This window comes from Streptomyces sp. NPDC104309, from assembly GCF_055584025.1.
Window position 1 is genome coordinate 335,452 of the sequence record NZ_JBVJMV010000002.1, and the last position, 24,749, is coordinate 360,200.

21 protein-coding genes are annotated in these 24,749 nt (G+C 72.2%); 12 read left to right on the top strand and 9 right to left on the bottom strand.

What is annotated here, in order from left to right; translation table 11 throughout:
• Nucleotides 1-19 precede the first annotated feature (19 nt).
• Nucleotides 20-553, bottom strand: coding sequence for an SUKH-3 domain-containing protein (locus ACZ68L_RS03330; RefSeq protein ID WP_469573787.1), 534 nt, complete (start codon nucleotides 551-553; stop codon nucleotides 20-22).
• Nucleotides 554-563: 10 nt separating this feature from the next.
• Nucleotides 564-1,088: a YwqJ-related putative deaminase gene (locus ACZ68L_RS03335; RefSeq protein ID WP_469573788.1), complete on the bottom strand. Its 525-nt coding sequence runs from the start codon at nucleotides 1,086-1,088 to the stop codon at nucleotides 564-566.
• Between the two features lie 291 nt (nucleotides 1,089-1,379).
• Between ACZ68L_RS03335 and ACZ68L_RS03340 the strand changes: the two genes are divergently transcribed.
• The 3 genes from ACZ68L_RS03340 to ACZ68L_RS03350 all read left to right on the top strand — a co-directional run bounded on the left by ACZ68L_RS03340 (nucleotide 1,380) and on the right by ACZ68L_RS03350 (nucleotide 5,840).
• A complete protein-coding gene (locus ACZ68L_RS03340) occupies nucleotides 1,380-2,357 on the top strand; it encodes an SMI1/KNR4 family protein (protein ID WP_469573790.1) in 978 nt (325 codons plus the stop codon).
• A gap of 5 nt (nucleotides 2,358-2,362) precedes the next feature.
• Entirely contained in the window at nucleotides 2,363-4,765 is a 2,403-nt protein-coding gene (locus ACZ68L_RS03345; RefSeq protein WP_469574003.1) for an SUKH-4 family immunity protein, read from the top strand.
• A 175-nt stretch (nucleotides 4,766-4,940) separates the two neighbouring features.
• Complete coding sequence (locus ACZ68L_RS03350; protein WP_469573792.1) at nucleotides 4,941-5,840, top strand: cellulose-binding protein; 900 nt, start codon at nucleotides 4,941-4,943, stop codon at nucleotides 5,838-5,840.
• A gap of 263 nt (nucleotides 5,841-6,103) precedes the next feature.
• Here the strand turns inward: ACZ68L_RS03350 and ACZ68L_RS03355 are convergent, their stop codons facing one another.
• On the bottom strand, nucleotides 6,104-7,351 hold the full coding sequence (locus ACZ68L_RS03355; RefSeq protein WP_469573793.1) for a sensor histidine kinase: 1,248 nt from the start codon (nucleotides 7,349-7,351) through the stop codon (nucleotides 6,104-6,106).
• Nucleotides 7,348-7,998, bottom strand: coding sequence for a response regulator transcription factor (locus ACZ68L_RS03360; RefSeq protein ID WP_469573795.1), 651 nt, complete (start codon nucleotides 7,996-7,998; stop codon nucleotides 7,348-7,350). Before ACZ68L_RS03360 ends, ACZ68L_RS03355 begins: the two co-directional genes overlap by 4 nt.
• Nucleotides 7,999-8,188: 190 nt before the next feature.
• Between ACZ68L_RS03360 and ACZ68L_RS03365 the strand changes: the two genes are divergently transcribed.
• Genes ACZ68L_RS03365 through ACZ68L_RS03380 form a run of 4 tightly spaced genes read left to right on the top strand, consistent with a single transcriptional unit; the run spans nucleotide 8,189 to nucleotide 11,965 of the window.
• A complete protein-coding gene (locus tag ACZ68L_RS03365; RefSeq protein WP_469573797.1) occupies nucleotides 8,189-8,761 on the top strand; it encodes a hypothetical protein in 573 nt (190 codons plus the stop codon).
• 2 nt (nucleotides 8,762-8,763) lie between these two features.
• Nucleotides 8,764-9,969, top strand: a complete 1,206-nt coding sequence (locus ACZ68L_RS03370) for a peptidoglycan-binding protein (RefSeq protein ID WP_469574004.1) — start codon at nucleotides 8,764-8,766, stop codon at nucleotides 9,967-9,969.
• A complete protein-coding gene (locus tag ACZ68L_RS03375) occupies nucleotides 9,966-10,721 on the top strand; it encodes an ABC transporter ATP-binding protein (protein WP_469573799.1) in 756 nt (251 codons plus the stop codon). Before ACZ68L_RS03370 ends, ACZ68L_RS03375 begins: the two co-directional genes overlap by 4 nt.
• Nucleotides 10,718-11,965 carry an ABC transporter permease gene (locus ACZ68L_RS03380; RefSeq protein ID WP_469573801.1) on the top strand — a complete coding sequence of 416 codons (1,248 nt, stop codon included), beginning with the start codon at nucleotides 10,718-10,720 and terminating at the stop codon, nucleotides 11,963-11,965. The genes ACZ68L_RS03375 and ACZ68L_RS03380 overlap by 4 nt, the downstream gene beginning before the upstream one ends.
• Before the next feature lie 313 nt (nucleotides 11,966-12,278).
• Here the strand turns inward: ACZ68L_RS03380 and ACZ68L_RS03385 are convergent, their stop codons facing one another.
• Together ACZ68L_RS03385 and ACZ68L_RS03390 are read right to left on the bottom strand one after the other, a co-directional pair.
• Nucleotides 12,279-12,419: a DUF397 domain-containing protein gene (locus ACZ68L_RS03385; RefSeq protein ID WP_469573803.1), complete on the bottom strand. Its 141-nt coding sequence runs from the start codon at nucleotides 12,417-12,419 to the stop codon at nucleotides 12,279-12,281.
• The gene (locus tag ACZ68L_RS03390) at nucleotides 12,382-13,296 is read right to left on the bottom strand and encodes a helix-turn-helix domain-containing protein (RefSeq protein WP_469574006.1); all 915 of its coding nucleotides are present in this window, start codon (nucleotides 13,294-13,296) and stop codon (nucleotides 12,382-12,384) included. Before ACZ68L_RS03390 ends, ACZ68L_RS03385 begins: the two co-directional genes overlap by 38 nt.
• Nucleotides 13,297-13,474: 178 nt before the next feature.
• On the opposite strand from ACZ68L_RS03390, the gene ACZ68L_RS03395 reads away from it, so the two are divergent.
• Nucleotides 13,475-14,050 carry an ATP-binding protein gene (locus ACZ68L_RS03395; protein WP_469573804.1) on the top strand — a complete coding sequence of 192 codons (576 nt, stop codon included), beginning with the start codon at nucleotides 13,475-13,477 and terminating at the stop codon, nucleotides 14,048-14,050.
• 458 nt (nucleotides 14,051-14,508) lie between these two features.
• On the opposite strand, the gene ACZ68L_RS03400 is transcribed toward ACZ68L_RS03395, so the two are convergent.
• From ACZ68L_RS03400 to ACZ68L_RS03410, 3 genes are all read right to left on the bottom strand, one after another.
• Nucleotides 14,509-16,098: a sodium/solute symporter gene (locus tag ACZ68L_RS03400; RefSeq protein ID WP_469574008.1), complete on the bottom strand. Its 1,590-nt coding sequence runs from the start codon at nucleotides 16,096-16,098 to the stop codon at nucleotides 14,509-14,511.
• A gap of 26 nt (nucleotides 16,099-16,124) precedes the next feature.
• On the bottom strand, nucleotides 16,125-16,589 hold the full coding sequence (locus ACZ68L_RS03405; RefSeq protein WP_469573805.1) for a DUF485 domain-containing protein: 465 nt from the start codon (nucleotides 16,587-16,589) through the stop codon (nucleotides 16,125-16,127).
• A 177-nt stretch (nucleotides 16,590-16,766) separates the two neighbouring features.
• Nucleotides 16,767-18,326: an MFS transporter gene (locus ACZ68L_RS03410; protein WP_469574010.1), complete on the bottom strand. Its 1,560-nt coding sequence runs from the start codon at nucleotides 18,324-18,326 to the stop codon at nucleotides 16,767-16,769.
• A 460-nt stretch (nucleotides 18,327-18,786) separates the two neighbouring features.
• Between ACZ68L_RS03410 and ACZ68L_RS03415 the strand changes: the two genes are divergently transcribed.
• The 4 genes from ACZ68L_RS03415 to ACZ68L_RS03430 all read left to right on the top strand — a co-directional run bounded on the left by ACZ68L_RS03415 (nucleotide 18,787) and on the right by ACZ68L_RS03430 (nucleotide 24,745).
• Nucleotides 18,787-19,575 (top strand): ABC transporter ATP-binding protein, encoded by a 789-nt coding sequence (locus ACZ68L_RS03415; protein ID WP_384450789.1) that lies wholly within the window; start codon nucleotides 18,787-18,789, stop codon nucleotides 19,573-19,575.
• A complete protein-coding gene (locus ACZ68L_RS03420; RefSeq protein ID WP_469573807.1) occupies nucleotides 19,572-22,157 on the top strand; it encodes an ABC transporter permease in 2,586 nt (861 codons plus the stop codon). Before ACZ68L_RS03415 ends, ACZ68L_RS03420 begins: the two co-directional genes overlap by 4 nt.
• A 245-nt stretch (nucleotides 22,158-22,402) precedes the next feature.
• Nucleotides 22,403-22,663, top strand: coding sequence for a hypothetical protein (locus tag ACZ68L_RS03425; RefSeq protein WP_469573808.1), 261 nt, complete (start codon nucleotides 22,403-22,405; stop codon nucleotides 22,661-22,663).
• A 186-nt stretch (nucleotides 22,664-22,849) separates the two neighbouring features.
• The gene (locus tag ACZ68L_RS03430) at nucleotides 22,850-24,745 is read left to right on the top strand and encodes an AfsR/SARP family transcriptional regulator (RefSeq protein WP_469573809.1); all 1,896 of its coding nucleotides are present in this window, start codon (nucleotides 22,850-22,852) and stop codon (nucleotides 24,743-24,745) included.
• Nucleotides 24,746-24,749: the final 4 nt, after the last annotated feature.

The following is a 24,749-nucleotide window of genomic DNA, read 5'->3' on the forward strand; positions in this document are numbered from 1 at the left end:
GGCCGGAGGATCGGGCCGGTCAGCCCGAGACCAGGCGTTCCGGCTGGATGCCGCCGACCAGGGTGGCCAACGCCTGGTCGATGTCCGGGCCGAGGTACCAGTCCCCGGTGTGGTCGACGCTGTACACGCGTCCTTCGGTGTCGATCGCGAGGACCGCCTGCCCGTCCCCCTCCTCGCCCAGCGGGCTGACCTCGGTCTCCAGCGCCCGGCCGAGGTCACCGAGCGTGCGGGCGAGATGCAGCCCGCACATCGGGTCGATGCGCACCGGGGCCGGTGCGATCTGCCGGCCAGGCGCGGACGCCGTGATGTGCAGTCCGCCGAACTCCGCCCACGCCTCCACGGCCGCGGGGAAGATCGCGTGCTGATGGCCGGCGGGCGAGGCGTGCGAGCGCAGCGCGTCGGCCCACTCCTCGGCCTGCCGGATGTCCCAGCGGCCGGGCTGCCAGCCCGCGGCACGCAGGGCGGCGTCGACGGCGACGGGGAAGCGGGTCGAGGCATGGCGGTCGCGGCCCGTGGGGCCCGCCTGTTCGGGTAGGTCGGTTCGGTCGTGCATCGGCGCGCGATCAGCCCTTCTCGGCGGTGGTCGCCGCCTTGGTGGTCGTGAGGTCGACGGGACGTACGCCGAAATGGGCGAGCATCGCCGTGCAGGAGCGGCACGGCGGCGCGTAACTGCCGTGCATCGGGTCGCCGTCCTCACGGATGCGCCGTGCGGTGAGTCGCGAGTGCTTCAGCGCGCGGCGGGCCTCGCCGTTGGTCAGCGGCTTGCGCTGGGCCCGCTTGGAACGGCCGGCCTCCGCCGCGGTGAGCTGCCGGGAGAGCAGTATCGCCTCGGGGCAGCGGCCGGTGAAGCGTTCGCGCTGGCCGCTGGTGAGGGTGTCGAGGAAGTCCTGGACCAGCGGGTGCAGCACGGGCGGCTGGTCGCCCTTGCCCGCGGTGCAGGTGAGCGTCTCGCCGCGTACGGACAGCGCCGCCGCCACCGCGGGCAGGATGCCGTCGCGGCGGTGGTGCAGGCGGGGCGTGCTGCCGGCCTCGGTGCTGCTCCAGCTGAGGCGTGGGTCCCCGGATGTGACTGGTTGTGCAGTGTGCATGGTGCGTTTCCCTCCCGTGCCCGCAGCGGCAGCTGCGCGATGTGCACGCCCCCCGAGTTGCGGTGACAGCCTGCCAAATGTCCCGGCTGGTCGGAAAGCTGGGGCAGGGATACACCCGTCCGTGTCGCCTCGCGGTGGCAGTGGCGTCGCCCGTCCGTCACGCCGCTGTGACGGTTCGTGACGGCGGGCCCGGGGGCGGGACCCCCTCTTGCGCCACCGCATAGGCTGTGCCCGGACCGCCCCTTGGGCAGGTCGGTCCTCACCAGTCAGACGCAGCAGGGGGCAACCGCCATGACGACAGGTCGGCTCGGGCAGCAAGCCGCGCCACCGAACGCGGCCTACGCCGGGCAGCTCGTGCATTTCCCGGACCCGGTCCGGGCGTCCCGCCACCCCAGAGGTGTGCGCATGGACGAGAACGGCAGCCCGGACTTCGCGCCGTACGCGCGCGCCGCCGCCGAGATCGCCGAGCCCCCGCAGGGCTTCGGCGTCGACGAACTGCGGCTGACCGACTACGTCTCGGCCAACGCGGCGCTGGCGGCGTCCGGCCATGAACTGTGGGACACGATTCCCGCGGTCGCCACCCCGCACGGCTGGACCTGGCACCACGCGCCCGGCGGCCGTCGTATGGAACTGATCCCGGTCGAGGTCAAGGCGCTGCTCCGGCACCACGGCGGCCTGGCCGCCACCGCGGTCGACCAGAACAAGCGCGGCACCCGCCCGCTGCAGGAGACGCGGCCCGCGCACTTCCGGCTGCCCAAGGGTGCCGTCGCGGTGAGCGAGCAGCAGATCCTGGGCGTCGAGGAGGACCTCGGGTACCGGCTGCCCGGCGCCTACCGCTCCTTCCTCAAGGCGGCGGGCGGCTCGGCCCCGGTCGGCGCGGCGCTCGACGCGGAGCTCGGTCTCCTGGTCGACCAGCCGTTCTTCACGGTGCGCGAGGAGGCCGCCGTGAACGATCTGGTGTACGTCAACAAGTGCCTGCGGGACCACCTCACCAAGGACTACCTGGGCGTCGCCTTCGTCCAGGGCGGCATCCTCGCGGTGAAGGTGAAGGGCAACGGTGTCGGTTCGGTCTGGTTCTGCGCGTACGACGACGCCCGGGACCAGGACGGCTGGAACGTGCAGGAGCGGGTGGACCGGCTGCTGCTGCCGTGCGGCGGTGACTTCGACGCCTTCCTTCAGCGTCTGGCGGGCAACCCGCCGGAGCTGGAGACCGTGGCGAACCTGATGGTGGACGGCGGCTTCGCGCGGGCCGTCCCGGTGGAGGGGTGAGCGCGATGGTGACCTTCGCGCAGGCGCAGGAGCGCGCGGACGACTGGATCAACGGCGACATGCCCGCGTACCAGCACCGCGAGGTGCGGGTGCGGGAGTTCGAGCTGGGCTTCGTGGTGTGGGGCGAGGACCGTGCCGATGGTCCCGTCTCGGACGGCGGTCGGCAGCGGCTGGTGATCGCCCGGGACAGCGGTGAGGCCACCCTGTGGCCGGGGCTGCCGGTGGGCGAGGTGATCCGGCGCTACGAGGAGGAGTACGGCGCGCAGGACGTGGCACCGGTCGCTCCGGAGCCGCCGCAGCGCATCGACCTGAATCAGACGTCCTTCCTGTTGAGCCCTCCGGAGTGGCTCCAGGAGGCGGCCGACAAGCTGGGCATCCCGGACCACCGGGCGGACCGGGACGGGGGCGCGCGGCCCCCCGTCGCCCCTGCCGCCCCCGTGCCCGCGGCGGCGCGGGGCGGGCAGGCCGCGTACGAGCCCACCGCCAACGACGGCGTTCCGGTCTCCCCGCCGAACGTGCCCGCCGGTGCCACCCCCTGGACCGGGACCGACACCAACGCGGACTCCGACGACGGTGCGGTGCCGCTGCCCGCCACGGTGTTCGCGCCGCCGCTCTCGGGCTCCGACGACGACGGCACCCCGCCGCCGGTCGTGCCCGCCGACGCGCCGACCGCCCTGATGTCCGGCGGCAGCCGGCTGCCCAGGACCGCGATCGTCCCCGGCCTGGAACCGCAGGGTGCCGGCGGCCCCGCTTCCGGGGCACCCGCCCAGGGCGCCCCGGGCGCTCCCGGCGCCGGTGACATAGCGGACGCGACCACCCGCAAGGCGGCCGTGCCGCCGCGCGGTACGCGCGGGGGCGGTTCGACGACCCCGCCGCCGCCCGGTGCCCCCGGTGTGCCGGGCGCCCGGCCCGGCGCTCCCGTGCCGCCGCCCTCGGGACCGGGTGCGCCCGGCGCTCCGGCGGGCGGGTATCTGCCGGGCGGGCTTGTCTCCCAGCAAGGTGCGCCGGGGGTTCCTGGTGCGCCGCTGCCTCCTGGCCCTCCGGGTCCGCCGGTGCCTCCTGGTTCGACGCCTCCGCCGGGTGGGGGTGTGCACCATGCGGCGACGATGCTGGCCGATCCGAGCATGGGCGGTCCCGGTGCGCCGCAGCCTCCCGGTGTGCCGCAGCCTCCCGGTCCGCCCGGTCGGCCGGGTGTTCCGGGTGCGCCGGTGCCTCCTGGTTCGACGCCGCCGCCGGGTGGGGGTGTGCATCATGCGGCGACGATGCTGGCCGATCCGAGCATGGGTGGCCCCGGCGCCCCGCAGCCCCCCGGTCCCCCCGGCCCGCCCGGAATGCCGCAGGGCGTCGGCCCCGGCCCCGTACCGCCGAATCCGCACACCCCGCCGCCCCCGGCGTACGGCTATCCGCAGGCGCCGAGCGGTCAGCCGACCGTCGGCCCCGGCTATCAGGCCGTGCTGCGCTACCGCGCGCCCGACGGCAGCGAGCAGCAACTGATCCGCCGCTCGGCGCCCGGCACCCCGCACCCCGAGTGGCAGATGCTGCATGAGCTGCGGGCCATGAACGTGCCGCCGCAGCAGGTCATCGAGCTGCACACCGAGCTGGCGTCGTGCGAGCTGCCCGGTGGTTACTGCGCGCGGATGATCCGTGAGACCTGGCCGCAGGTGCGGATCACCAGCGTCGCCCCGTACGGCACCGATCACGCCAGCCGGCAGCAGGGCATGCAGCATCTGCTCACGCATCAGGGCGAGCTGCACCAGGTGGCGGACGGGCCGGCGCGCCCGGCGCCGGTGCGTGCGCCGCTGCCGCAGATGCCGCCCGCGCCGCAGGTGCCGCCGGAGGTCGTCGCGCAGGAACTGCTGCAGAGCTTCGGCCCGCAGGGCATCCTCCGCTTCGACCAGCGCGCGGTGTCCCGTCAGGGTGTGCCCGAGACCGTGGCACAGACCCTGGTGTGGGCGGGGCTGCCCGCCGACTTCGGGCCGTTCTTCTGGGCACAGCCGGGCCGGCCGGTGGTGCCGACGCTGGCCGAGCTCGCCGCGCAGCGGCAGGTGCAGGCCGCCCCGGACGCCGGGTCGTACCTCGTCATGGGGACCGATTTCGGCCGGGCGATCTGCGTCCAGTACGGCACGGCGAACATCGTGGCCGTGCCGGTCGAGGCGGGTTCCCCCGCGGGCGGGCACGGTCAGTCGGTGGCGCCGCAGTTCGTGAACACCGGGCTGCCGGAGTTCCAGCGCTCGATGGCGCTGCTCGGCCGGATGTGGCGGCTGCGCTTCGGGCTCACCCCCGAGCAGGCGGGCCGCTGGACGGTCGACTTCCAGGCCCAGCTGGTGGCGCTGGACGCGGCGGCGCTGGCGTCGCCGGAGAGCTGGTGGTCCGTACTCCTTGAGCAGATGTGGGACGGGCTGATCTGACCCGGCAGCCGTGCGAGGGCGCCCGGACCCCGACCAGGGGCCGGGCGCCCTCGCAGGGTCTGTGATGCCCGTCGCTTCCGTCCGGAACGCGGCCGATCGATTCCGACTTCTGTGCCAATTACCGCATCCTTGACGTATTGCTGGTGATTCGGAGAGTCGGAAAGAGGCTTCAAGGATGAGTTCTGCACCGGTGTCCCCGCACGGCTTCGTCGTGGTGCGAGGGCGCGGCTACCGCCCGGAGCAGGTGGACAACAGAGCGGCCGATCTGTCGGCGGAGCGGGACGGGGCGCGGGAGCAGGTGTCCCGGCTGACCGCGCTGGTCGACGAGTTGTCGGCCGAGTCGGCGCGGCTGGACGAGGTTGTCGCCGCGCTCGCTCCGCAGAACTACGCATCGCTCGGTGAGCGTGCCCAGCGGATCCTGGGGCTCGCCGAGAGCGAGGCCCAGGACGTCCGGGGCGCCGCCCAGGAGGAGGCGCAGGCGCTGCGGGACGCGGCGGACGAGGCGGGCCGCGGGCTCCGCGCGTCGGCGAGCGCGGACTCCGAGGCGATGCGGACGGCGGCCGGGAAGTACGCCGACGAGACGCTGGCCACGGCCCGGGGCGCCGCCGAGGAGGCCGTCGCCGAGGCCCGCCAGGAGGCCGCGGAGGTCCGGGAGCAGGCGGAGTCGGCGATGGCCGAGACGCGGCGTCGTACCGCGAGCGTTCTCGCGCACCAGGAGCAGGAGCACGCCGAGCGGTGGAAGACGGCCGAACGCGAGCTGGCCGAGGCCGAGGCCGCGCAGGCGGCGCGCCACGACGAGCAGATCGAGCGGGTGGAGGCCCGCCTGGCCGAGGCGCGGCGGGCGCTGGCGGAGACCGAGGAGGCCGCACGGCACGGCCAGGAGGACGCCGACGCGCGGGGCGCGGAACTGTTCGCGGCGGCCCGGGTCCGCGAGGAGCGGGTGGTCCGGGAGACGGAGCGGATCCTGCGGGAGCACGAGGAGGGCCGCGAGGAGGTGCAGGCGCACATGGCGCACGTACGGAACTCGCTCGCGGCGCTCACCGGGCGGGTGGCCCCGGATCCGGCGGAGGACTGAGCCGTACGGCTCCGGCGGAGGTCAGGCTGCCCGCCTGTTGCCGGTTGGGCGGCTGCGCAGTGCCGCGCGCACCGTTTCGACGGAGTCGGCTCCGGTGCGCTCGCCATGGCCGGGCGGGCCGTCGCTGTCCCGGCAATCGCCGCAACTGCCGGGCCGGGCGGCGCGGAAGACGCGTTCGCAGCCACCGTCGCAGGTCTGCCAGGGCAGCACATCCGAGAGTGGCCCGGGGCCTTGGCCCCGGACCCCCGAGTCGGCGCGCGTGTTCAGTCGGCGGTGGGCTGGTCGGGCAGTTCGGCGCGCAGGGTGAGGCCGCCGTCCGGGTTGGGGTGTGCGGACAGGGTGCCGTGGTGGGTTCGGGTGATGGCCTGTACGACGGCCAGGCCGAGGCCCGAGCCGTTTCGGTAGGGGGTGGTGCCGCGCCGGAACGGCTGGAACAGGTCGTCCACGTCGTCGGCTGCCACGACCGGCCCGGTGTTGCGCACCTCGATGCTGCTGCGGGCGGCGGTGCGGGCCGTAGTGATCCGGATGGAGCCGCCGGGGTGGTTGTGGCGCACTGCGTTGGACACGAGGTTGTGCACGAGCTGGCCGAGCAGCACCGCGTCGCCGGTCAGCGGGGCGGGGGTCAGCGCGGTGTCGATGCGCACCTCCAGCCGCTGCGCCTCGTCGGCGATCTGGCCGACGGTGCCGCGCACGAGGTCCGCCAGGTCGGTCGGATGCGGTTCGAGCATGCCGCTCTCCCCGCGGGCAAGGGCCAGGAGCGAGGCGAGCAGGCGCTCGCTGCGCTCGGTGGCTGCCAGGGCGCGCCGCAGCGCCGGCTCCAGGTCTGCCGGCACCCGGCCCTGGGCCAGGGGGATCTCCAGCGCGGTGCGCTGCACGGTCATCGGGGTGCGCAGCTCGTGCGAGGCCTGCGCGGTGAAGCGGCGCTGGTCGGCGAAGGCGCGCTCCAGGCGGTTGAGCATGGCGTCGAAGGTGTCGGCGAGTTCCTTGACCTCGTCGTCGGGCCCCATCAGGGCGAGCCGGTCGTGCAGGTTGGCGTCGTTGATGTGCCGGGCGGTCGCGGTGACCTTGCCGATGCGGGACAGGGAGCGGCGGGCCACCCACCAGCCGGCGACCAGCGACAGTGCGGCGACGGCGAGCAGTACCAGCAGCGAGCGGGTGAGCAGGTCGTGCAGCACCGCGTCGCGGAAGTCCTCGAACCGGTTGGCGGGGGTGGACTGCGCCGCCTCGACGGCCGGTGCCGTCTCGGAGGGTGCCGTCTCGGCGGCCGGTGCCGTCTCGGCGGGTGCGTCGGGCGGGAAAGCGGGCTGCTGCGCGGTGGTGGGCAGGACGACCTGGCGGTGGGCCTCCAGTACCTGGTGCACGCTGAGCCAGTTCAAGGCGAGTAGGACGCTTCCCCCGGCGAGCAGTATCGCGGTGTTGAGCAGCGCCAGGCGGGTGCGGATGGTCGGCCCGCGGCCACGGTCCCGGTCGAAGCGGAGACGGAGGCGGGGGCCGGAACGGACGGCCTTCACAGCTTGTAGCCGAAGCCGGGCACGGTCTCGATCAGCGGCGGTTCGCCGAGTTTGCGCCGCAGTTGGTGCACGGTGACTTTGACGGCGCTGCGCGACTCGGGCGGGGTCTGCCAGACGGTGTCGCGCAGCTGCGCCGGGGTGAGGATGCCGCCGTCGGCTTCCAGCAGTGCCTCCAGTACGCCCAGCTCCTTCGGGGTCAGCCGGAGCAACCGCCCGTCGCGTTCGGCGAGGCGGCGCACGGTGTCCACGCGCACCCCGCGCCGTTCCAGCACGGTGGGCGTGCCAGCCGGGCCGCGGCGGCCCAGGGCGCGCAGCCGGGCCACCAGTTCGAGGTAGGAGAACGGCTTGGTGAGGTAGTCGTCGGCGCCCTGGCCGAGGCCGTCGACGATGTCGGACAGGGTTCCGGCGGCGGTGAGCATCATCACCCGTGCCGGGTATCCGGCCGCGTTCAGGGTGCGGCAGACGGCGTCGCCGCCGACCACCGGAAGGTCGCGGTCGAGTACCAGAACGTCGTAGGAGGTCGCGGAGGCCATCTGCAGCGCGGTGGCGCCGTCGTGGGCGATGTCGGCGCTCATGCCCTCGCCGCGCAGGCCGTCTGCGATCATCTCGGCCAGCTCCTCCTCGTCCTCGACGATCAGCACCCTCATCTGCCGCTCCGCTCCGTGCGTCGTGTGACCGCGCTGCGTTCGCTGCCGCGTTGATGACCAGTCTCGCCGCCCGCCGGTTAGCCGCGGGTTGGCCGCGGATGACCGGGGGCTAACCGGTGCGCGCGTACACCTGGTGCACCGGACGCCGGTTGGCGGCTCCGGGTATCTGCCAGCATCCGGGAGGTATGTGATGAAGCACATGACGGGCCGGGCGGCAGGGGCGACTCTGGTCGCCGCTGTCGCGGTCCTGGCCCTGGGTGGCTGTTCGTCCGGTGCGGACACCGCGCCGAAGGTCGCCGGGGCCCGCACCGGTACGGTCAAGCCGCAGGACGAGGGGGCGGTCAAGCAGGCGTGGGTGCAGTGCATGCACGAGGCCGGCCAGACCTCCGTGCAGGTCAACAAGCAGGGGCAGGTCGAGATTCCGGCCGCGGAGGCCGGGGGGGATGGATCGGGCTCCGGTGTGGACTCCGGCGCCGACGCCATGCAGAAAGCGATGACCGCATGCGACGCCAAGGTGCCGGGCATGCGGCAACTCGCCGACAAGGGACTGTCCAAGAGGGTGGAGCGGGCCCGGCAGCTCGCTGTCTGCCTGCGCAAGCATGGACTGACGGTAGCTCAGGTGCCGGATCCTGAACCGAAGTTCAGCGGCAATTTGGCCATCGCGGTCGGCATCGACGTGGCCGCGTTCGACCGGGCGTACGCCATCTGTGGCAAGGACTTCCAGGACGTGGGCGTCACCTCGCTGGGCGAGGACGGGCAGTGAGCATGTCGATGGACGACGACACCCGCGGCCTCGGGGCGGCGCCGGGCCCGACTGCGCCGCAGCCGCCCGGCGGGCCGGAACCGGGCACGCCGCAGCCCCGCCGTCGAAGCCGGCTGCTGCGCCGCTCCGGCATCGCGCTGCTCGTGGTCGCGGTGCTGTCCGGCGGCGGTGTGGCGGTGGTCGGACAGCCCTGGCGCTCGCACGACACCCCGACCGCGCGGCCGAACGCAGGCACCGGCACGGCCGTCGTTCAGCGCACCTCGCTGTCCTCCGGTATGCGCCTGGGCGGCAGGCTCGACTACGGCACGGGTGTGGAGGTGACCGGGCAGGGCCATGGGACGGTGACCAGGCTCCCCGCGCCCGGCGACGTGATCAAGCCCGGCGGAGCCGTATGGGAGATGGACGGCAGACCCGTGGTGCTGTTCACCGGTGAGCGGCCGTTGTGGCGCGAGCTTGCCGAGAAGATGCCCGACGGCCCGGACGTCAAGCAGCTCAAGCGCAACCTGGTGGATCTCGGCTACGCGAGCGGCCTGGGCCTGACCGTCGACGAGAAGTTCACCGCGGCCACCACCGTCGCGGTCAAACGCTGGCAGAAGGCACTCGGTCTGGAGCAGACCGGAAAGGTCGAGCTCGGCCGGGTGGTGGTGCTGCCGATGCCTGTGGTGCGGGTGAAGGAAGTCACCGCGAAGCTCGGGCAGCAGCTCGCCGCCGGCACCGTTCTGCAGGTCACCGGCCCCGAGGTGGTGGCCACGGTGCAGCCCGACGACGAACAGCTGCCGCAGTTCGCACCGGGCAGCACTGTCTCACTGGAGCTCACCGGCGGCCGCACCGCGCAGGGCAGGGTGCGCGGTTTCGCCCGCAGCGGCGACGGGCAGAGCGGCGGAGAAAACGGCGGCGCAGACGGCGCCGGGGGCAGCCAGAAGGCCACGGTCACCATCAAGGTCACCGACCAGCAGGCGGCCCGCAAGGCGCTGAAGGACGCGCAGCCCGGCGTCACCGTCACCATCACCGACCGCAGCGCGAAGGACGTGCTGGTGGTGCCGGTGACCGCGTTGCTGGCGCTCGCCGAGGGCGGCTACGGCGTGCAGGTGGTGCACGACGGCCGGGCGCCGGTCCTGGTGCCGGTCAAGGTCGGCCTGGTCGCCAACGCCCGCGCCGAGATCTCCGGCGGTATCCGCGAGGGCGACCGGGTGGTGGTGCCGTCGTGACCGCCGGTGCCTCCCATCCGGCCGCCCGGTCCGCCGGCGGGGCCGTTCCGGTGTTGGAACTGCAGGGCGTGGTCAAGGAGTACGGGGAGACGGCGCCACTGCGGATCCTGCATGGCATCGACCTGGTGGTGCGCCACGGTGAACTGCTGGCCGTCGTCGGCCCGTCGGGTTCGGGGAAGTCCACCGTGCTGTCGCTGATCGGTGCACTGGAGCGTCCCACGGCAGGCAGGATCAGCCTGGACGGGCATGATCTGGCGGGTCTGCGCGAGCGGCAGGTGGCCGCGCTGCGAGCCCACCGCATCGGCTTCGTCTTCCAGCAGTTCTTCCTGCTGGCGGGGCTGAGCTGCGTGGAGAACGTGGCCACCGGGCTGCTGTACACGGGCGCGAGCGCCCGCGTACGGCGCAGACGCGCGGTGGAGGTGCTGCGGCGGGTCGGGCTCGGGCACCGCCTGGACCACCGCCCGGAGCAGTTGTCGGGCGGGGAGAAGCAGCGAGTAGCAATCTCCCGTGCGGTTGCCGGGCGTCCGGCGCTCCTGCTGGCGGACGAGCCGACCGGGGCGCTGGACAGCGCGTCCGGCGCGGCCGTCGTCGACCTGCTGCGGGAGCTGAACGAGGACGGCACAACGGTGGTGGTCATCACCCACGACCGGGAGCTGGCGGCGTCGTTCCCGCGGCGCGTCGGCATCCAGGACGGGCGGATCGCGTTCGACGAGCGCGGCACCGCGTCGGTGGCCGGGGGCGGTGCCCGGTGAACTTCCACGCCCACAACCACACCCGCGGCGACTACGAGGGCAGGCTGCCCCGTCCGGTCCGGCTGCGCCCGTCCGACCTGCTGCGGCTGGGCCTGCTGGGGCCACGCACCCGCCGGCTGCGCTCGGTACTGTCCGCGCTCGGCATCGCCCTGGGCATCGCCGCAGTCGTCGCGGTCACCGGTATCTCGGCGTCCAACCAGGCGCATCTGCTGGACCGCCTCGACCGGCTCGGCAGCAACCTGATCACGGTGGCGCCAGGAAAGGACGCCTCCCAGCGGCTCGTGCCGCTGCCCCCGCAGGCGCCGGTGATGCTGGGCAGCATCGCCCCGGTGCAGAAGGTCACCGCCACCGGCGCGACCAAGGCGTCCGTCTACCGCAACGACCTGGTACCGGACGGCCAGACCAACAGCCTGACCGTGCTGTCCGCGCGCCTGGACCTGCTGGACGCACTGCACGCGACGCTGCGCGCCGGCCGCTGGCTCGACACCGCCTCGCAGAACCTGCCCGTGGTGGTGCTCGGCGACGCCGCCGCCAGACGGCTGGGCGTCACCGCCCCCGGGGAGCGGGTCTGGCTGAACGGTAAGGGCATCACCGGCGACTGGTACCAGGTGTCCGGAATCCTCCAGCCCGACGAACTGGCGCCCGAGATCGACTCCACCGCACTGGTCGGCGCCCCCCGGGCGCAAGCGCATCTGGGCGCAGACGGCACACCGGCGACGGTGTATGTGCGCGTGCACCCCGACCGGGTGGCCGATGTGCAGGCCGTCGCCGGGGCCACCGCCAACCCCGCCCACCCCACCATGGTCGCCGTCTCGCGGCCCTCGGACCTCCTCAAGGCCCGCGCGGAGACGCAGGACACGCTGACCGGACTGGTCCTCGCCCTGGCGGGGGTGGCGCTGTTGGTCGGAGGGGTGGGCATCGCCAACACCATGGTGGTGGGGGTGATGGAACGACGCGGCGAAATCGGCCTGCGGCGCGCCCTGGGCGCCCGGCAGGGACAGATCGCCGCGCAGTTCCTGATCGAGGCGGTCCTCCTGGGGGCCCTCGGCGGCCTTGCCGGGGCGGCGATCGGCGCGGCGTCGGTGTACGGGTACGCCGCCGCGCACGACTGGCCGGCGACCGTCCCGGCGATATGGGCCGCAGCCGGACCGGCGACCGCCGTGGTGGTCGGTACCGTCGCGGGCTTGTATCCGGCGCTGCGTGCCGCCCGCATGTCGCCCACCGAAGCCCTGCGCGCCACATAGGCGCACGGGCACAGGACGGCCCGGCCTCCACGCGCGGGCCGTCCTGCGCCCGTGCGGCGGATCCTTCCCTGCGCCGGCAGATCGAGCGCCGTGGGAAACGCCGGCCCTGCGCCCGCGGGAATCCGCCTTTCCTGCTCCGTTGCCGCCTGGGGGCAAGGGGGCATATTGATCCGAAAGGGCAGGCTTCTGGGGCGTTGATCCCTGCGTGAGTGAACTGGCGGGGGACGCACGACAGTTGTCGCCGTCGGCGCAGGCGGCGCATCCGGATGCCCTCCGGGTGCGGCGATGTCTCGAACGGCCCGAGGGTGCTCGGTCACCGGCCGGGGTGGAAGCGGCGGTCTCTCTTCAACTCGGCTATGAACGAGGTCCAGGAGGGAGCAGCGAAGGTCAGTGCCGGGCCGTCGGTCGTCTTGCTGTCACGGACGGGGACGACTCCGGGGAATCCGTCCGCCACCTCGACGCAGTTGCCTCCCTCCTGATTGCTGTAGCTGCTTTTGCGCCAGGCGAAGGCGGTCGGATCGGGACGGGACAGTCGCGTCATAGTGGTTGTCCTCCATCGCGGATCGGATCATGTCGAGCGACATGCGAGGGGGCAGAGCCGCTGCCCGGAGCTGATCGTAGGTCACCGCGAAGCGCCTGACCTCCTCCGGATCCTCGATCAACTGGCCGTAGTGCGCGCCTTCCGTGTAGCCGGTCTCCGTGCCGTCGGGGAGGTCCAGAACGGTCAGGGAGCCGCCCAGGGCGTCGTGCTCGCCGTGGGCGAACGGCAGCACCTGCACGGTGATGTGGGGTTCCTCCGCCGTGGCCAGCAGACGGGCCAGTTGGTCTCTCATGACTTCCGGGCCGCCCACCGGGCGCCGTAGTACGGCTTCGTCGAGGATCACCCACAGCTCGGGGCGATCGGCACTGCGCAGGCGGTCTTGGCGGACCATGCGCGCCGACAGCCTCTCCTCCAGCTGCTCTTCGCTCTTGAGCGTGCGTCCGACGCTCAAGAGCGCCCGTGCGTAGGGTTCGGTCTGGAGCAGACCCGGCACGACTTGTGCGGCGTACTCCCTGATCGCCGTCGCCCGTGCCGAGAGGGTCATGAACGCCTGCACCCAGTCCGGGAACGCCTCCCGGTAGACGTACGGCCACAGGTCGACCAGCAGGTCGTCCGCCACCAGCGCGGCGTCCAGGGCCTGTGCCAGCTCCTGGGACGGCTTGGCTCCGGATGACCGTTCGATCTGGGTGATCCGGGTGCTGACGACGTGTGTCATTCTGCCGAGCTCGGCCTGGGTCAGTCCGGCCGCCGTACGGAGTTTGCGTACCCGCGAACCGAACAGGGCCGCCATCGAATGCTGGGGGTCGATCGCTTTGGCCATGGCGTCACTTCCTCTGCTTACGACCGGGAAGGTAATGCTTCGTCACCTTCCGAGCCTAGGCATGCCTGCCGACTCTTGACTGCGGAACGTAGCGAATTCCGCACGCTGCGGGACGCGTGAGGAACGACGGGATGGGATGGGCCGCACCATGCTCAAGGCAGTGACTGTGCCGGACGACGGGCCGGAGCGAGAGCCGGACAGTGCTCTGCTTGCGGAAGAACGGGAGGCAGAGGTGCTTTTGGGCGCTCAAAAGCACGGCTTCTCAAGGCAGTTCTCTTCCACAGCCCGCGGTGCCCGGCTTGCGCGGCTGACGGCGGTGAGGCATCTCGACGAGTGGGGGTTGCCGCCGGCGTCGGAGACCTCCTGCACTGTTGCGCTGGTGGTTGCCGAGCTCGCCTCCAACGCGGTGCGCCATGGCCGGGTCCGCGGCCGGAACTTTCTCCTGAGCGTGACGTACGGGACGAGGGCCCGGCGTATTCGGATCGAGGTCTCCGACGCCTGCCCGGAGCTGCCACCGGTCGGCCCGTCCATGCGGGCCGACGAGGAGGAGTCGGGTCGCGGTCTGGTCCTCGTAGACGTGCTCGCCGACCGGTGGGGGGCGTCTCCACGGGCTCCCCTCGGGAAGACGGTGTGGGCGGAGTGCATCGCTGAGCCGGCGGCCGTGGACCAACTTGACTCTGTCGGGGATCCCGGTGTGATGCTTAGGGGTATTTCCCAGCGCTGACGCGAGGTCCTCATGAAGTTCCTGCATCACATCGTGGCTGCAACCGCTGTCTTATGGATGGCGGCAGGCGCTGCTCCCGTCGTTGCCTCGACCCCGACGGATACCGAACACCCTGCAACTGAGGCCGCAGCGGCCGGCTGGCCGCTGGCATATGAGGCGGACCCCAGGACAGGACGCTACCTCCCTCTGGGGTTCGTAGGTCCAGACGGCCGAATGGTGCCGCTCTCCGCAGGGCAGCAGGGCTACCGTGCTGATCCGCGTACCGGCAAGCTCGCGCCCGTGAGGGAGGGGCAACTCTTCTCGCCGGCGTCGGCCGACTACGCCCAGCGGCCAAGGTAATGAAAGCGGCAATGCCCCCACCGTCGGTGGGAGCATTGCCGCAGTCCGCAAATGTCGTGGTTCTGTTGGCATGTGATCGCCATTCACCGGTCGATGCCCGCGGACTCCGCCCCACGTCCTCAGGTGCGGTCCACCGGCGCCGTGCCCGCCAGGATCCGGGGCTCCTCCCTGTCGTACTGACGGCGGGCCTCGCCCGCCGTGTAGCGGGGGAGGACGGTTCCCAGCCAGCCCGCCAGGAAACCGGCCGGGATGGAGACGAGCCCGGTCGTGGTGAACGGGAACCAGTTGAAGTCGTGGTCCGGGAAGACCGAGGAGGGGGAGCCCGAGACCAGATTGGTGCCCGTGATCAGCACCATGACGGTGACGGTGCCGACGATCAGGGTGCAGAGCAGTCCGGTACGGGTGAAGCGCCGCCAGAACATGCTGTAGACCAACGCCGGGGCGAGCGCCGACGCGCCGACGCAGAACGAGAGGGTCGCCAGCGCCTGCACGTTCCAGTGCCTGGCCACGACGGCGAGCGTGATGGCGAGCAGTCCGACGGCGACCGCCGAGACCTGTGCCGTGCGCATCTCGGACCGGCCCGCCACCGGCTGTCCGTCCTGGCGGCGCACCCCGTGCAGGCCGTGGGCGAAGAGGTCGTGGGCGAGGGCGTTGGCACAGGCCAGGATCATTCCGGCGACCGAGGCGAGCAGTGTCAGGAAGATCGCCGTCGTCATCGTCGTGACGATCAGCGCGCCCATCTGGCCGCCGCCCGCGACGGCTCCGCTGACCTGCAGGATCGAGCTGTTCCCGGATGCCCCGGCGGCGGTGATGCCGTCATGTCCGACGAGCGCGCCGGCACCGAAGCCGATCACGACGAGCAGCAGACAGATCCCGGCGACCACACAGACCGCCCAGGACAGTGAGCGGCGGACGGCCTGGGTGGAGGGGGCGCTGGTCATGCGCAGGGTGACGTGCGGCAGGCAGGCGGCGCCGAGCACCACGGTCAGTTCGGAGCTGACCATGTCGAGCCCGCTGCCCTCGAACTGGAGCCCCGAGCGCAGATAGGCGGCCCCCGCCCCGCTGCCCTGCTGGGCGGCCGAGAGCAGGGCGCCGGTGTCCCAGCCGAACCGGTTCATGATCAGTACGGCGATGGTGAGGGCGGCGACGAAGAGGACCACGGTCTTCACGACCTGGATCAGTGAGGTGCCCTTCATGCCGCCGATCGCCGCGTAGCCGATCATCAGCATGCCGAGCCCGATGATGGCGCCGGTGCGGAATCCCGAGCTGTCGAACCCCAGGATGAAGGCGAGGAGATCGCCGCTGCTCGCGAGCTGGACGACCATCATCGGCACGAGTGCGGCGAGAGCGGCCGCGCAGGCGGCGACGCGGACCGCGCGGCCGGGGGCGCGGCGTTCGAGCAGGTCGCCCATGGTGAACCCGCCCGCGTTGCGCAGCGGTTCGGCCAGCAGGAACATCAGCAGCACGAGCGAGAGGGTGATGCTCAGGGCGAGGATCAGCCCGTCGTAGCCGGTGAGGGCGATGATGCCGGTGGTGCCGAGGACCGTGGCGGCGGAGAGGTAGTCGCCCGCCAGGGCGAGGCCGCTGCGCAGGGGGGAGTGCGAGCGGGAGCCGGTGTAGAACTCGTGGAGGTCGTCGCGGTCCGGACCCGTCATCACACAGAGCAGCAGCGCCACGGTGGCCACGGCGAGAAAGGCCACCAGGGACATGGTCTGCGCGGAGTTGTCGAATCCGTTCACTGGGCCGCTCCCGCTCTTCGGAGCCGGGCGGCGAGCGGATCGACGGTCTGCCGGGCGGTCCGCTCGTACAGGACGACGGCGAGCAGCGTCACCGGGAGCTGGCAGAGGGCGAGCACCAGGCCGAGGTTGAGACCGCCGAACAGGGGGCGGTCCATCAGGTCCTTGGCGAAGCCGGAGAGCAGCAGGAAGGCGATGAAGTAGCCGAGTGCGGTCAGCGTCGTGATGCGCCGCAGCAGCCGGTAGGCGGTGCGCAGCCGGCGCAGATCGCCGTGACGGGCGGGGGCGGGCGCGGGCGCGGCGGGTGTGTCCGTCCATTCCGCGGGTGGTGAAGGCTGCGAACTCTGCCAGGGGAGCAGGTAGTCGGGATGGTACGGAGGCGGGGGCTGATGCCGCCGGGACGGCTTCGGCAGCCGTTCGGGCCGGGAGGGATACGGGGACGGGGGCGGGTTTCCGTACGACATCTGGTGCTGCTCCTTGCAAGGCTCGGGTCCTGGGCCGGACGGCAAGGCAGGAGTGCGGTGGTGCTGTAGGAAGCGCGAACATTACTCGTGGGTATGGCAGTTGAGGAGAGTATGGCCTGAACTGCCCACGGTAATGGCTCAGTTGCGTGAACTCTCGACGAAATACAGCTCCCCGCACTACGGCGCGGGGCTGTCGCCGCCGGGCTCCTCGGTGAGGACCGGGAAGCGGCGCGGGGCCAGCAGGACCAGCACCAGCAGGGCGAGTGCCGCGGCCGCGGCGGCCCCCAGATAGACATGGTCGACGGCGGCGTCGACGGCCCGCCGCAACTGGTCCGTGGCGGCGGCCGAGAGGCTGCCCGGGTCGTCCAGGGCGTGCGAGACCGCGTCCAGGTCGCCCGGCAGCCCGGGTACCGGGGCGGCGGCCAGCCGGGAGGTGAGGACCCCGTTGGCGACGGCGCCGAAGAGCGCGGCACCGACGCTCTGGCCGACCTGCCGGCAGAAGAGCACCGACGCGGTCGTCGTCCCGCGCTCGGCCCAGCCGACCGTCGACTGCACCCCGACGATCAGCGGCAGCTGGAACAGCCCGAGCGCCGCGCCGAGCAGCAGCATGATCAGGGCGGGCTGCCAGGGCTCGCCCGGATACGGCAGCAGCGGGAAGGCGAGCAGTATCAACAGGGCGCAGCCCATGCCGATGATCGCGGTGAGGCGGAAACCGATGCGGTTGTAGACGCGGTTGGAGAACGCCGCCGAGACCGGCCAGCTCAGGGTCATCACGGACAGCACGAAACCGGCGGCGATGGGGCCGAGGCCGAGCACCGACTGGGCGTACGTCGGCAGGAAGACGGTGGGGGCGACCATCAGCAGTCCCATCGCGCCCAGCGCGAGATTGACCGAGGCGATGGTCCGCCGCCGCCAGACCCAGCCGGGAATGACCGGCTCGGCGGCCCGCCGTTCGATGACGACCGTCAGCGCGCCGAGCGCGACGCTGCCGGCCAGCAGTCCGAGGGACGGGGCGGAGAGCCAGGGCCAGGCGACCCCGCCCTGGACGAGCGCGGTCAGCAGCAGGGTGCCGGTGGCGAAGACGGCGAGGGCGCCCGCCCAGTCGATGCGGGGGCGGGGCGCGCCGGCCGCCCGGCGGGTGCGGGACGGCTCGTGGAGGTGGCGTACGACGAGCCAGAGTGCGACGGCCCCGACCGGCAGATTGATCAGAAAGATCCAGCGCCAGTCCGCGTACACCGCGAAGAGTCCGCCGATCACCGGCCCCGCGACCGCCGACGTGGCCCATACGGTCGACAGCCTGGCCTGGATCTTCGGACGTTCCTTGAGCGGATAGAGGTCGGCGGCGATGGTCTGCACGGTGCCCTGGAGGGCGCCGCCGCCCAGGCCCTGGACGACCCGGAAGGCGATCAGCGCGGCCATGTTCCAGGCGGCGGCGCAGAGCACCGAACCGAACAGGAACAGCACGATGCCGGCGATCAGGACCGGCTTGCGGCCGAAGGTGTCGGAGAGTTTCCCGTAGACCGGCAGAGTGACCGTCACGGCCAGCAGATAGCCGGAGAACAGCCACGAGAAGACGGAGAAACCGCCGAGATCGCCGACGATCTGCGGAACGGCGGTGGAGACGATGGTGCCGTCGATGGCCGACAGGGCCATGGCGAGCATCAGGGCGGCGACCACCGGTCCGCGTCCGCGCGGTGCCGCGGGGGACGGCGCCGGGTCCACCCCGGACCCGGACATCGCTTCGGTACTGCCGCCCGCGCCGCTCACCAAGATTCCTTCCCCCTGCACGTATTTTCTCGTGACACTGTCTCACCCGTGGCTCCGGGCGGGGAGGGTGCCGCTGCTGGGGGACGGGTCCGGGAGCCCCGGCGGACCCGGGAGCGTGCGTCCGTGGGGCCGGCCCCTGAGGCCCGTCTCCACCCGGGGGCCGATACCCCTAAGGGACGCTCCCCACTTTTGCCCAGGGGCGGTTCCTCCCGGCGGAGGACGTGACGGCGCGGGCCCGCTCCTTACGGTGTTCCTACACCGCGAGAAACGGCTGATTCCCGCCGCGAATGCGGCTGGCCGCAGGGGGCGGGGTGGGGGAAACCCCACCCGAAGACTGCGCTGTGCACCAGCGCGCCGACCCCTCTCGGAACACCAGACTTCACCCGTACACCGCGACATCCTGAACACTGACGGACATAGGAGAAAAACCGTGACAACGGCTGTAACCATTCCCAGGCACGGGGGCACTGGAGGGCGTACGGCCGTGGCTGCGCGGGCGCGGCAGGTCGTCAAGGCGTACGGGGCGGGGGAGACCCGTGTCGTCGCGCTCGACCATGTCGATGTGGACATCGCCCGCGGGCAGTTCACGGCGATCATGGGTCCGTCCGGCTCCGGCAAGTCGACCCTGATGCACTGCCTGGCCGGACTGGACACCGTGACCTCCGGTCAGATCTTCCTGGACGAGACCGAGATCACCGGGCTCAAGGACAAGAAGCTCACCCAGCTCCGCCGGGACCGGATCGGCTTCATCTTCCAGGCGTTCAACCTGCTCCCGACGCTCAACGCGCTGGAGAACATCACGCTGCCGATGGACATCGCGGGCCGTAGGCCCGACGCGGCCTGGCTGCGGCAGGTCGTGGAGACCGTCGGTCTCGCCGAGCGGCTGAAGCACCGGCCCACCGAGCTCTCCGGCGGCCAGCAGCAGCGCGTCGCGGTGGCCAGGGCGCTCGCCGCCCGGCCGGAGATCATCTTCGGTGACGAGCCCACCGGAAACCTGGACTCGCGGGCCGGCGCCGAGGTGCTGAGCTTCCTGCGCAGGTCGGTCGACGAGCTGGGCCAGACCATCGTCATGGTCACCCACGACCCGGTCGCCGCCTCCTACGCGGACCGGGTGCTCTACCTCGCCGACGGGCGCATCGTCGACGAGATGCACAACCCGACGGCCGACCAGGTCCTCGACCGCATGAAGGACTTCGACTCCCGCGGGCGGACCTCATGACCGTCTGGAAGACATCGAGGCGCAACTTCTTCGCGCACAAGGGACGCATGGCGCTCTCCGCCGTCGCGGTCCTGCTGTCGGTGGCGTTCGTGTGCGGCACGCTCGTCTTCACCGACACCATGAACACCACGTTCGACAAGCTCTTCGCCGCGACCTCGGCCGATGTCACCGTGAGCCCGAAGAGCCCCGAGGACAACGACCGGCTCCCGGGGAACGGCAAGCCCGTCACGCTGCCCGCCTCCGACGTCGAACGGGTCGCCGGGGGCACCGGGGTGAAGAGCGCCGAGGGCGCGGTCAGCAGCATGTCGGTCACCCTCGTCGACAGCCACGACAAGAACCTGGGCCCTACCTCGGGCGGCCCGACGATCGCGGGCAACTGGACCAGGAACGACCTGCGTTCGATGGAGATCACCTCCGGCCACGCGCCGCGCGGCCCCACCGAGGTGATGATCGACGCCGACACCGCCGGCAAGCACCACCTGCGGATCGGTGACGAGCTGCGCACCATCGCCGCCACCGGCGACATCCGCGCGAGGATCAGCGGCATCGCCACCTTCAAGGTCACCAACCCCGGTGCGGCGATCGTCTACTTCGACACCGTCACCGCGCAGACGAAGCTGCTCGGCGGGCCCGATGTCTTCAGCGCCATCTCCGTCACCGCCGAACCGGGCGTGACCGACACGCAGTTGAAGAAGAACGTCGCCACGGCCCTCGGTGACTCCTCCGCGTACAAGCTCCAGACCCAGAAGGAGGCCGCGGACGCCAACAAGGACTCGATGGGCTCCTTCCTCGACGTCATGAAGTACGCGATGCTCGGCTTCGCCGGGATCGCCTTCCTCGTCGGCATCTTCCTGATCGTCAACACCTTCTCGATGCTGGTCGCCCAGCGCACCCGCGAGATCGGCCTGATGCGGGCCATCGGCTCCAGCCGCAAGCAGGTCAACCGGTCCGTACTGATCGAGGCGCTGTTCCTCGGCATCGTCGGCTCCGTCCTCGGCGTCGGCGCCGGGATCGGCCTCGCCGTCGGCCTGATGAAGCTCATGGGCGCCATGGGCATGGAACTGTCCACCAAGGACCTCACGGTCGCCTGGACGACCCCGGTCGTCGGCCTGGCGCTCGGCATCGTCGTCACCGTCGTCGCCGCGTACATCCCGGCCCGCCGCGCCGGGAAGATCTCCCCGATGGCCGCGCTGCGCGACGCCGGAACCCCGGCGGACGCCCGCGCGGGCCGGGTCCGGGCCGCGCTCGGCCTGGTCCTCACCCTCGCCGGTGGCGCCGCGCTGCTCGCCGCGACGCGCGCCGACAAGTCGAGCGAAGGCTCGCTCTTCCTCGGCGTGGGCGTGATCCTCACCCTGATCGGCTTCATCGTGATCGGCCCGCTGCTGGCCGGCTTCGTGGTCCGGGTGCTGAGCGCGGTCATGCTGCGGATGTTCGGCCCCGTCGGACGGCTCGCGGAGCGCAACGCCCTGCGCAACCCGCGCCGCACCGGAGCGACCGGCGCCGCCCTGATGATCGGCCTCGCCCTGGTGGCCTGCCTCTCGGTCGTCGGCTCCTCCATGGTCGCCTCGGCCACCGAGGAACTCGACAAGTCGGTCGGCGCGGACTTCATCGTCCAGTCGTCCGGCAGCAACTTCCAGCTGATCGTGCCGCAGGCCGAGAAAGCCCTGGAGGCCGTGCCGGGCATCGAGCACCTCACCTCGTACAAGGTCGTCAGCGCCGGGATCACCGCGCCCGACGGCAGCACCGAGGACAAGGCCCTGGCCGCCGTCGACCCCACGTACCGGGACGACGTGCGCCGCGAGACCGTCTCCGGCAAGCTGGCCGACGCCTACGGCAAGGACGCCATGTCGGTCGGCGAGACGTACGCCACCGAGCACCACGTCAAGGTCGGTGACCGGCTCACCATCGCGTTCAAGGGCGGCGAGACGGCCAAGCTGAAGGTCGCCGCGATCACCTCGGACGACGTGAACATCGACAAGGGCGCGATGTACACCGCCCTCACGACCGCCGCGCGGTACGTCCCCGCCGACACCCTGCCGAAGAACATGATCATGTTCGCGAAGGCCGAGGACGGCAAGGAGAAGGCGGCGTACGCCGCCCTCAAGGACGCCCTCGCCAAGTACCCGCAGTACGACGTGAAGAACCAGGCCGACTTCAAGCAGCAGCTGAAGGACCAGATCGGCCAGCTGCTGAACATCGTCTACGGGCTGCTGGCCCTCGCGATCATCGTCGCGGTGCTCGGAGTGGTGAACACCCTGGCGCTGTCGGTGGTCGAGCGGACCCGCGAGATCGGCCTGATGCGCGCCATCGGGCTCTCCCGCCGCCAGCTGCGCCGGATGATCCGTCTGGAGTCGGTGGTCATCGCGGTCTTCGGCGCCCTGCTGGGCCTGGGCCTGGGCATGGGCTGGGGCACGGCGGCCCAGAAGCTGCTGGCCCTGGAAGGGCTCAACGTCCTGGAGATCCCGTGGCCGACGATTCTCACGGTCTTCGTCGCCTCCGCCTTCGTCGGCCTGTTCGCGGCGCTGGTACCGGCGTTCCGGGCGGGCAGGATGAACGTGCTGAACGCGATCGCCACGGAATAGCCGGGGCGAGCCCACGTAGGATGACTGATCCGGCCCCGGGGTGTTCCTCCAAACACTCCGGGGCCGGACGCGTGCGGCCCCGGTCCGCGTCGTTCGCGGGACCTCCCGCGACCGGGGCCGCTTGCACGAAGCTGCCGTGGTCCGTGCAGCAAGCTGACACGTCCGGGCACGCCCCCGCGCCCTCCTCGCTGGCATCGTCGTCCTGCCGGGAACCCCCGGCAGGACGCAACAGCCGAAGGGGAACCGTGTTCAGCTCTTCGCTCTCGCTCCGGCCGGCCGGCGCCGCACGCACTGCCGCCGTCACCGGTCTCGCCCTGGTCTCGCTCGCGCTCTCCGCCGGTGCCGCCTCCGCCTCGGGGCCGGCCTCCTTCGGTCCCCCGGCCGGGCAACCCGGCCCCGCCCAGGCCGATCGGACGCTCTGTACGAGCCTGCGGACGGTACTGGACCGGCTCCCCCTGTCCGCCGCACCCGTTCAGGTGTGCAAGCTGGTCAACGGCTGGGACTAGACCGTGTCCGACACACCCCTTCTGGCGTGCGACGCCCGGCACGCACACGCGCCGCGTTGTCGGAATCATCCGAGTACGTCCGGTACGAGGCTGATCCTCCGCCGTGCGACCGCACGCACCGGACACCGCGCGCCCCGCGCTCCGGGCGGACGGCGCTGTTCGCCGGACACGGACTAGACCGCCGTGATGCGGTTTCAGCTGCTAGGGCCGCTGACCCTCACGGACGGCCCCGAGGCCGTCGTGCTCCAGCCGTCGAAGCCGACGATCCTGCTGGCCGCTCTTCTCCTGCACGCCAACGCCGTCGTGTCCGCCGACTACCTCCAGCGGGCCGTGTGGGGGGAGGAACAGCCGGCCACCGCCAAGGCCGCCCTCCAGACCTGCGTGCTGCGGCTGCGCCGGCTCTTCACCAAACACGGGGTGACGGAGACCTCCATCGAGGCGGTGCCCGGCGGCTACCGGATCACCGCCGAGCCGCACTCGCTGGACCTGCTCGGCTTCCGGGACCAGGTGCGCCGTGCGGTGGCCATGTCCCAGGACCCGGAGGCGGAACTCTGCACGCTCAAGGACGCGCTGTCCCTCTGGCAGGGCTCGCTGCTGGCCAATGTGCGCTCCGACGTGCTGCACCGGGACGAGGTGCCGCGTCTCGCGGAGGAGCGGCTGCGCAGTGTGGAACGGGTCTGCGATCTGCTGCTGGGCCTGGGGCGCTACGGGGAGGCGCTCGTCGAACTGTGGACGGCTACGCGCGTATATCCGGGCCATGAGCGGCTCCACGAGCAGCTGATCGAGGCGCTCTACCGGACCGGACGGCAGACCCAGGCCCTCGCGGAGTACCGGAGGGTCAAGGGGTTCCTGCTGGACGAACTGGGCGTCGACCCCTCTCCCGCGCTCCAGCAGCTGGAGCTCGCGATTCTGCGCGGCGAGGACCCGGGGGCCGAGGACAGCCGGCCCCTTCGGCCGCCCGGTGCCCTCACACGGGTCGTCGAAGGCGAGCTGGTCGTGGCCGACGGCCCCGCCCCGGTGCCGGCGGGGCGTGCGGCGGCGGTGCCCTGGGCCCCGTCCGTGGCCGCTGCCGCCGGAGCGCCCGGGGTGGCGGCCGTGCCGGGGGCGAGCGTGCCACCCGTGGCGCCGGAGGTCCCCGCGGTTCCGAACTTCACCGGGCGGGACGCCGGGACCGCCGCCATGGTGGCCCGTCTCACCGCCCCCGCCGCGTCCGGCGAGGACGACCGGCACCCGCTCACCGTGCTGGTGTCGGGGGCGCCCGGCATCGGCAAATCGGCACTCGCCCATCACGTCGCGCACCTGGTCCGGGGCGGCTTCCCGGGCGGCCGGCTGCTCATCCGCGCGACCCGGCCGGACGGCGAACCCCGTGACGCCGCCGAGGTCGTGGCGGAGGTCTCGGCGGCCCTGCGCCCCAAACAGGCGGACGGACGCACCCTGTTCGTGCTCGACGACGTGCGCGACGCCGACCAGGTGCGCCCGCTGCTGCCCCTCGTCGCGCAGGCGAGGGGAGCCGTGATCGTCACCAGCCGGATGGGGCTCGCCGGGCTCGTCGCCACGCACGGCGGGTGGGTGCACCGGCTCTCCGCGTTCACCGGGGCGGAGTCGTACGCGCTGCTGCTGTCCGTGCTCGGCGCCGAACGGGTCGAGGCGGAGCCGGACGCCGCGCACCGGCTCACGGCGCTGTGCGGCCACTTCCCGCTCGCGCTGCGCATCCTGACGGCCCGTCTGCTGACCCGGCCCGGACTTCGGCTCGGCGACGCCGTCGGCTGGCTGGGCCAGGACCCGCTCGCCCGGCTCACCCTCACCGACTCCCCGGGCCTGTCCGTGACGGCCCTGCTGGACGGCGCGCTGAACCGGCTCGACCCGCGGCTGTCCGAGGCGTTCCTGCGGGTCGCGGCAGCACCCGGGTCCGCCTTCACGGCCGAGGACGTCCCGGCCGTCACCGAGGCGGCCCTGGAACGGCTGGCCGACGCCGGACTGCTGGAGGACGGCCCGCCGGGCCCGTACCGCATCCACGAACTGCTCCGCGCCTACGTACGAAGAACCGACCAGGAACGCATCCGCCGCACAGAGAAGGTGTGACCTC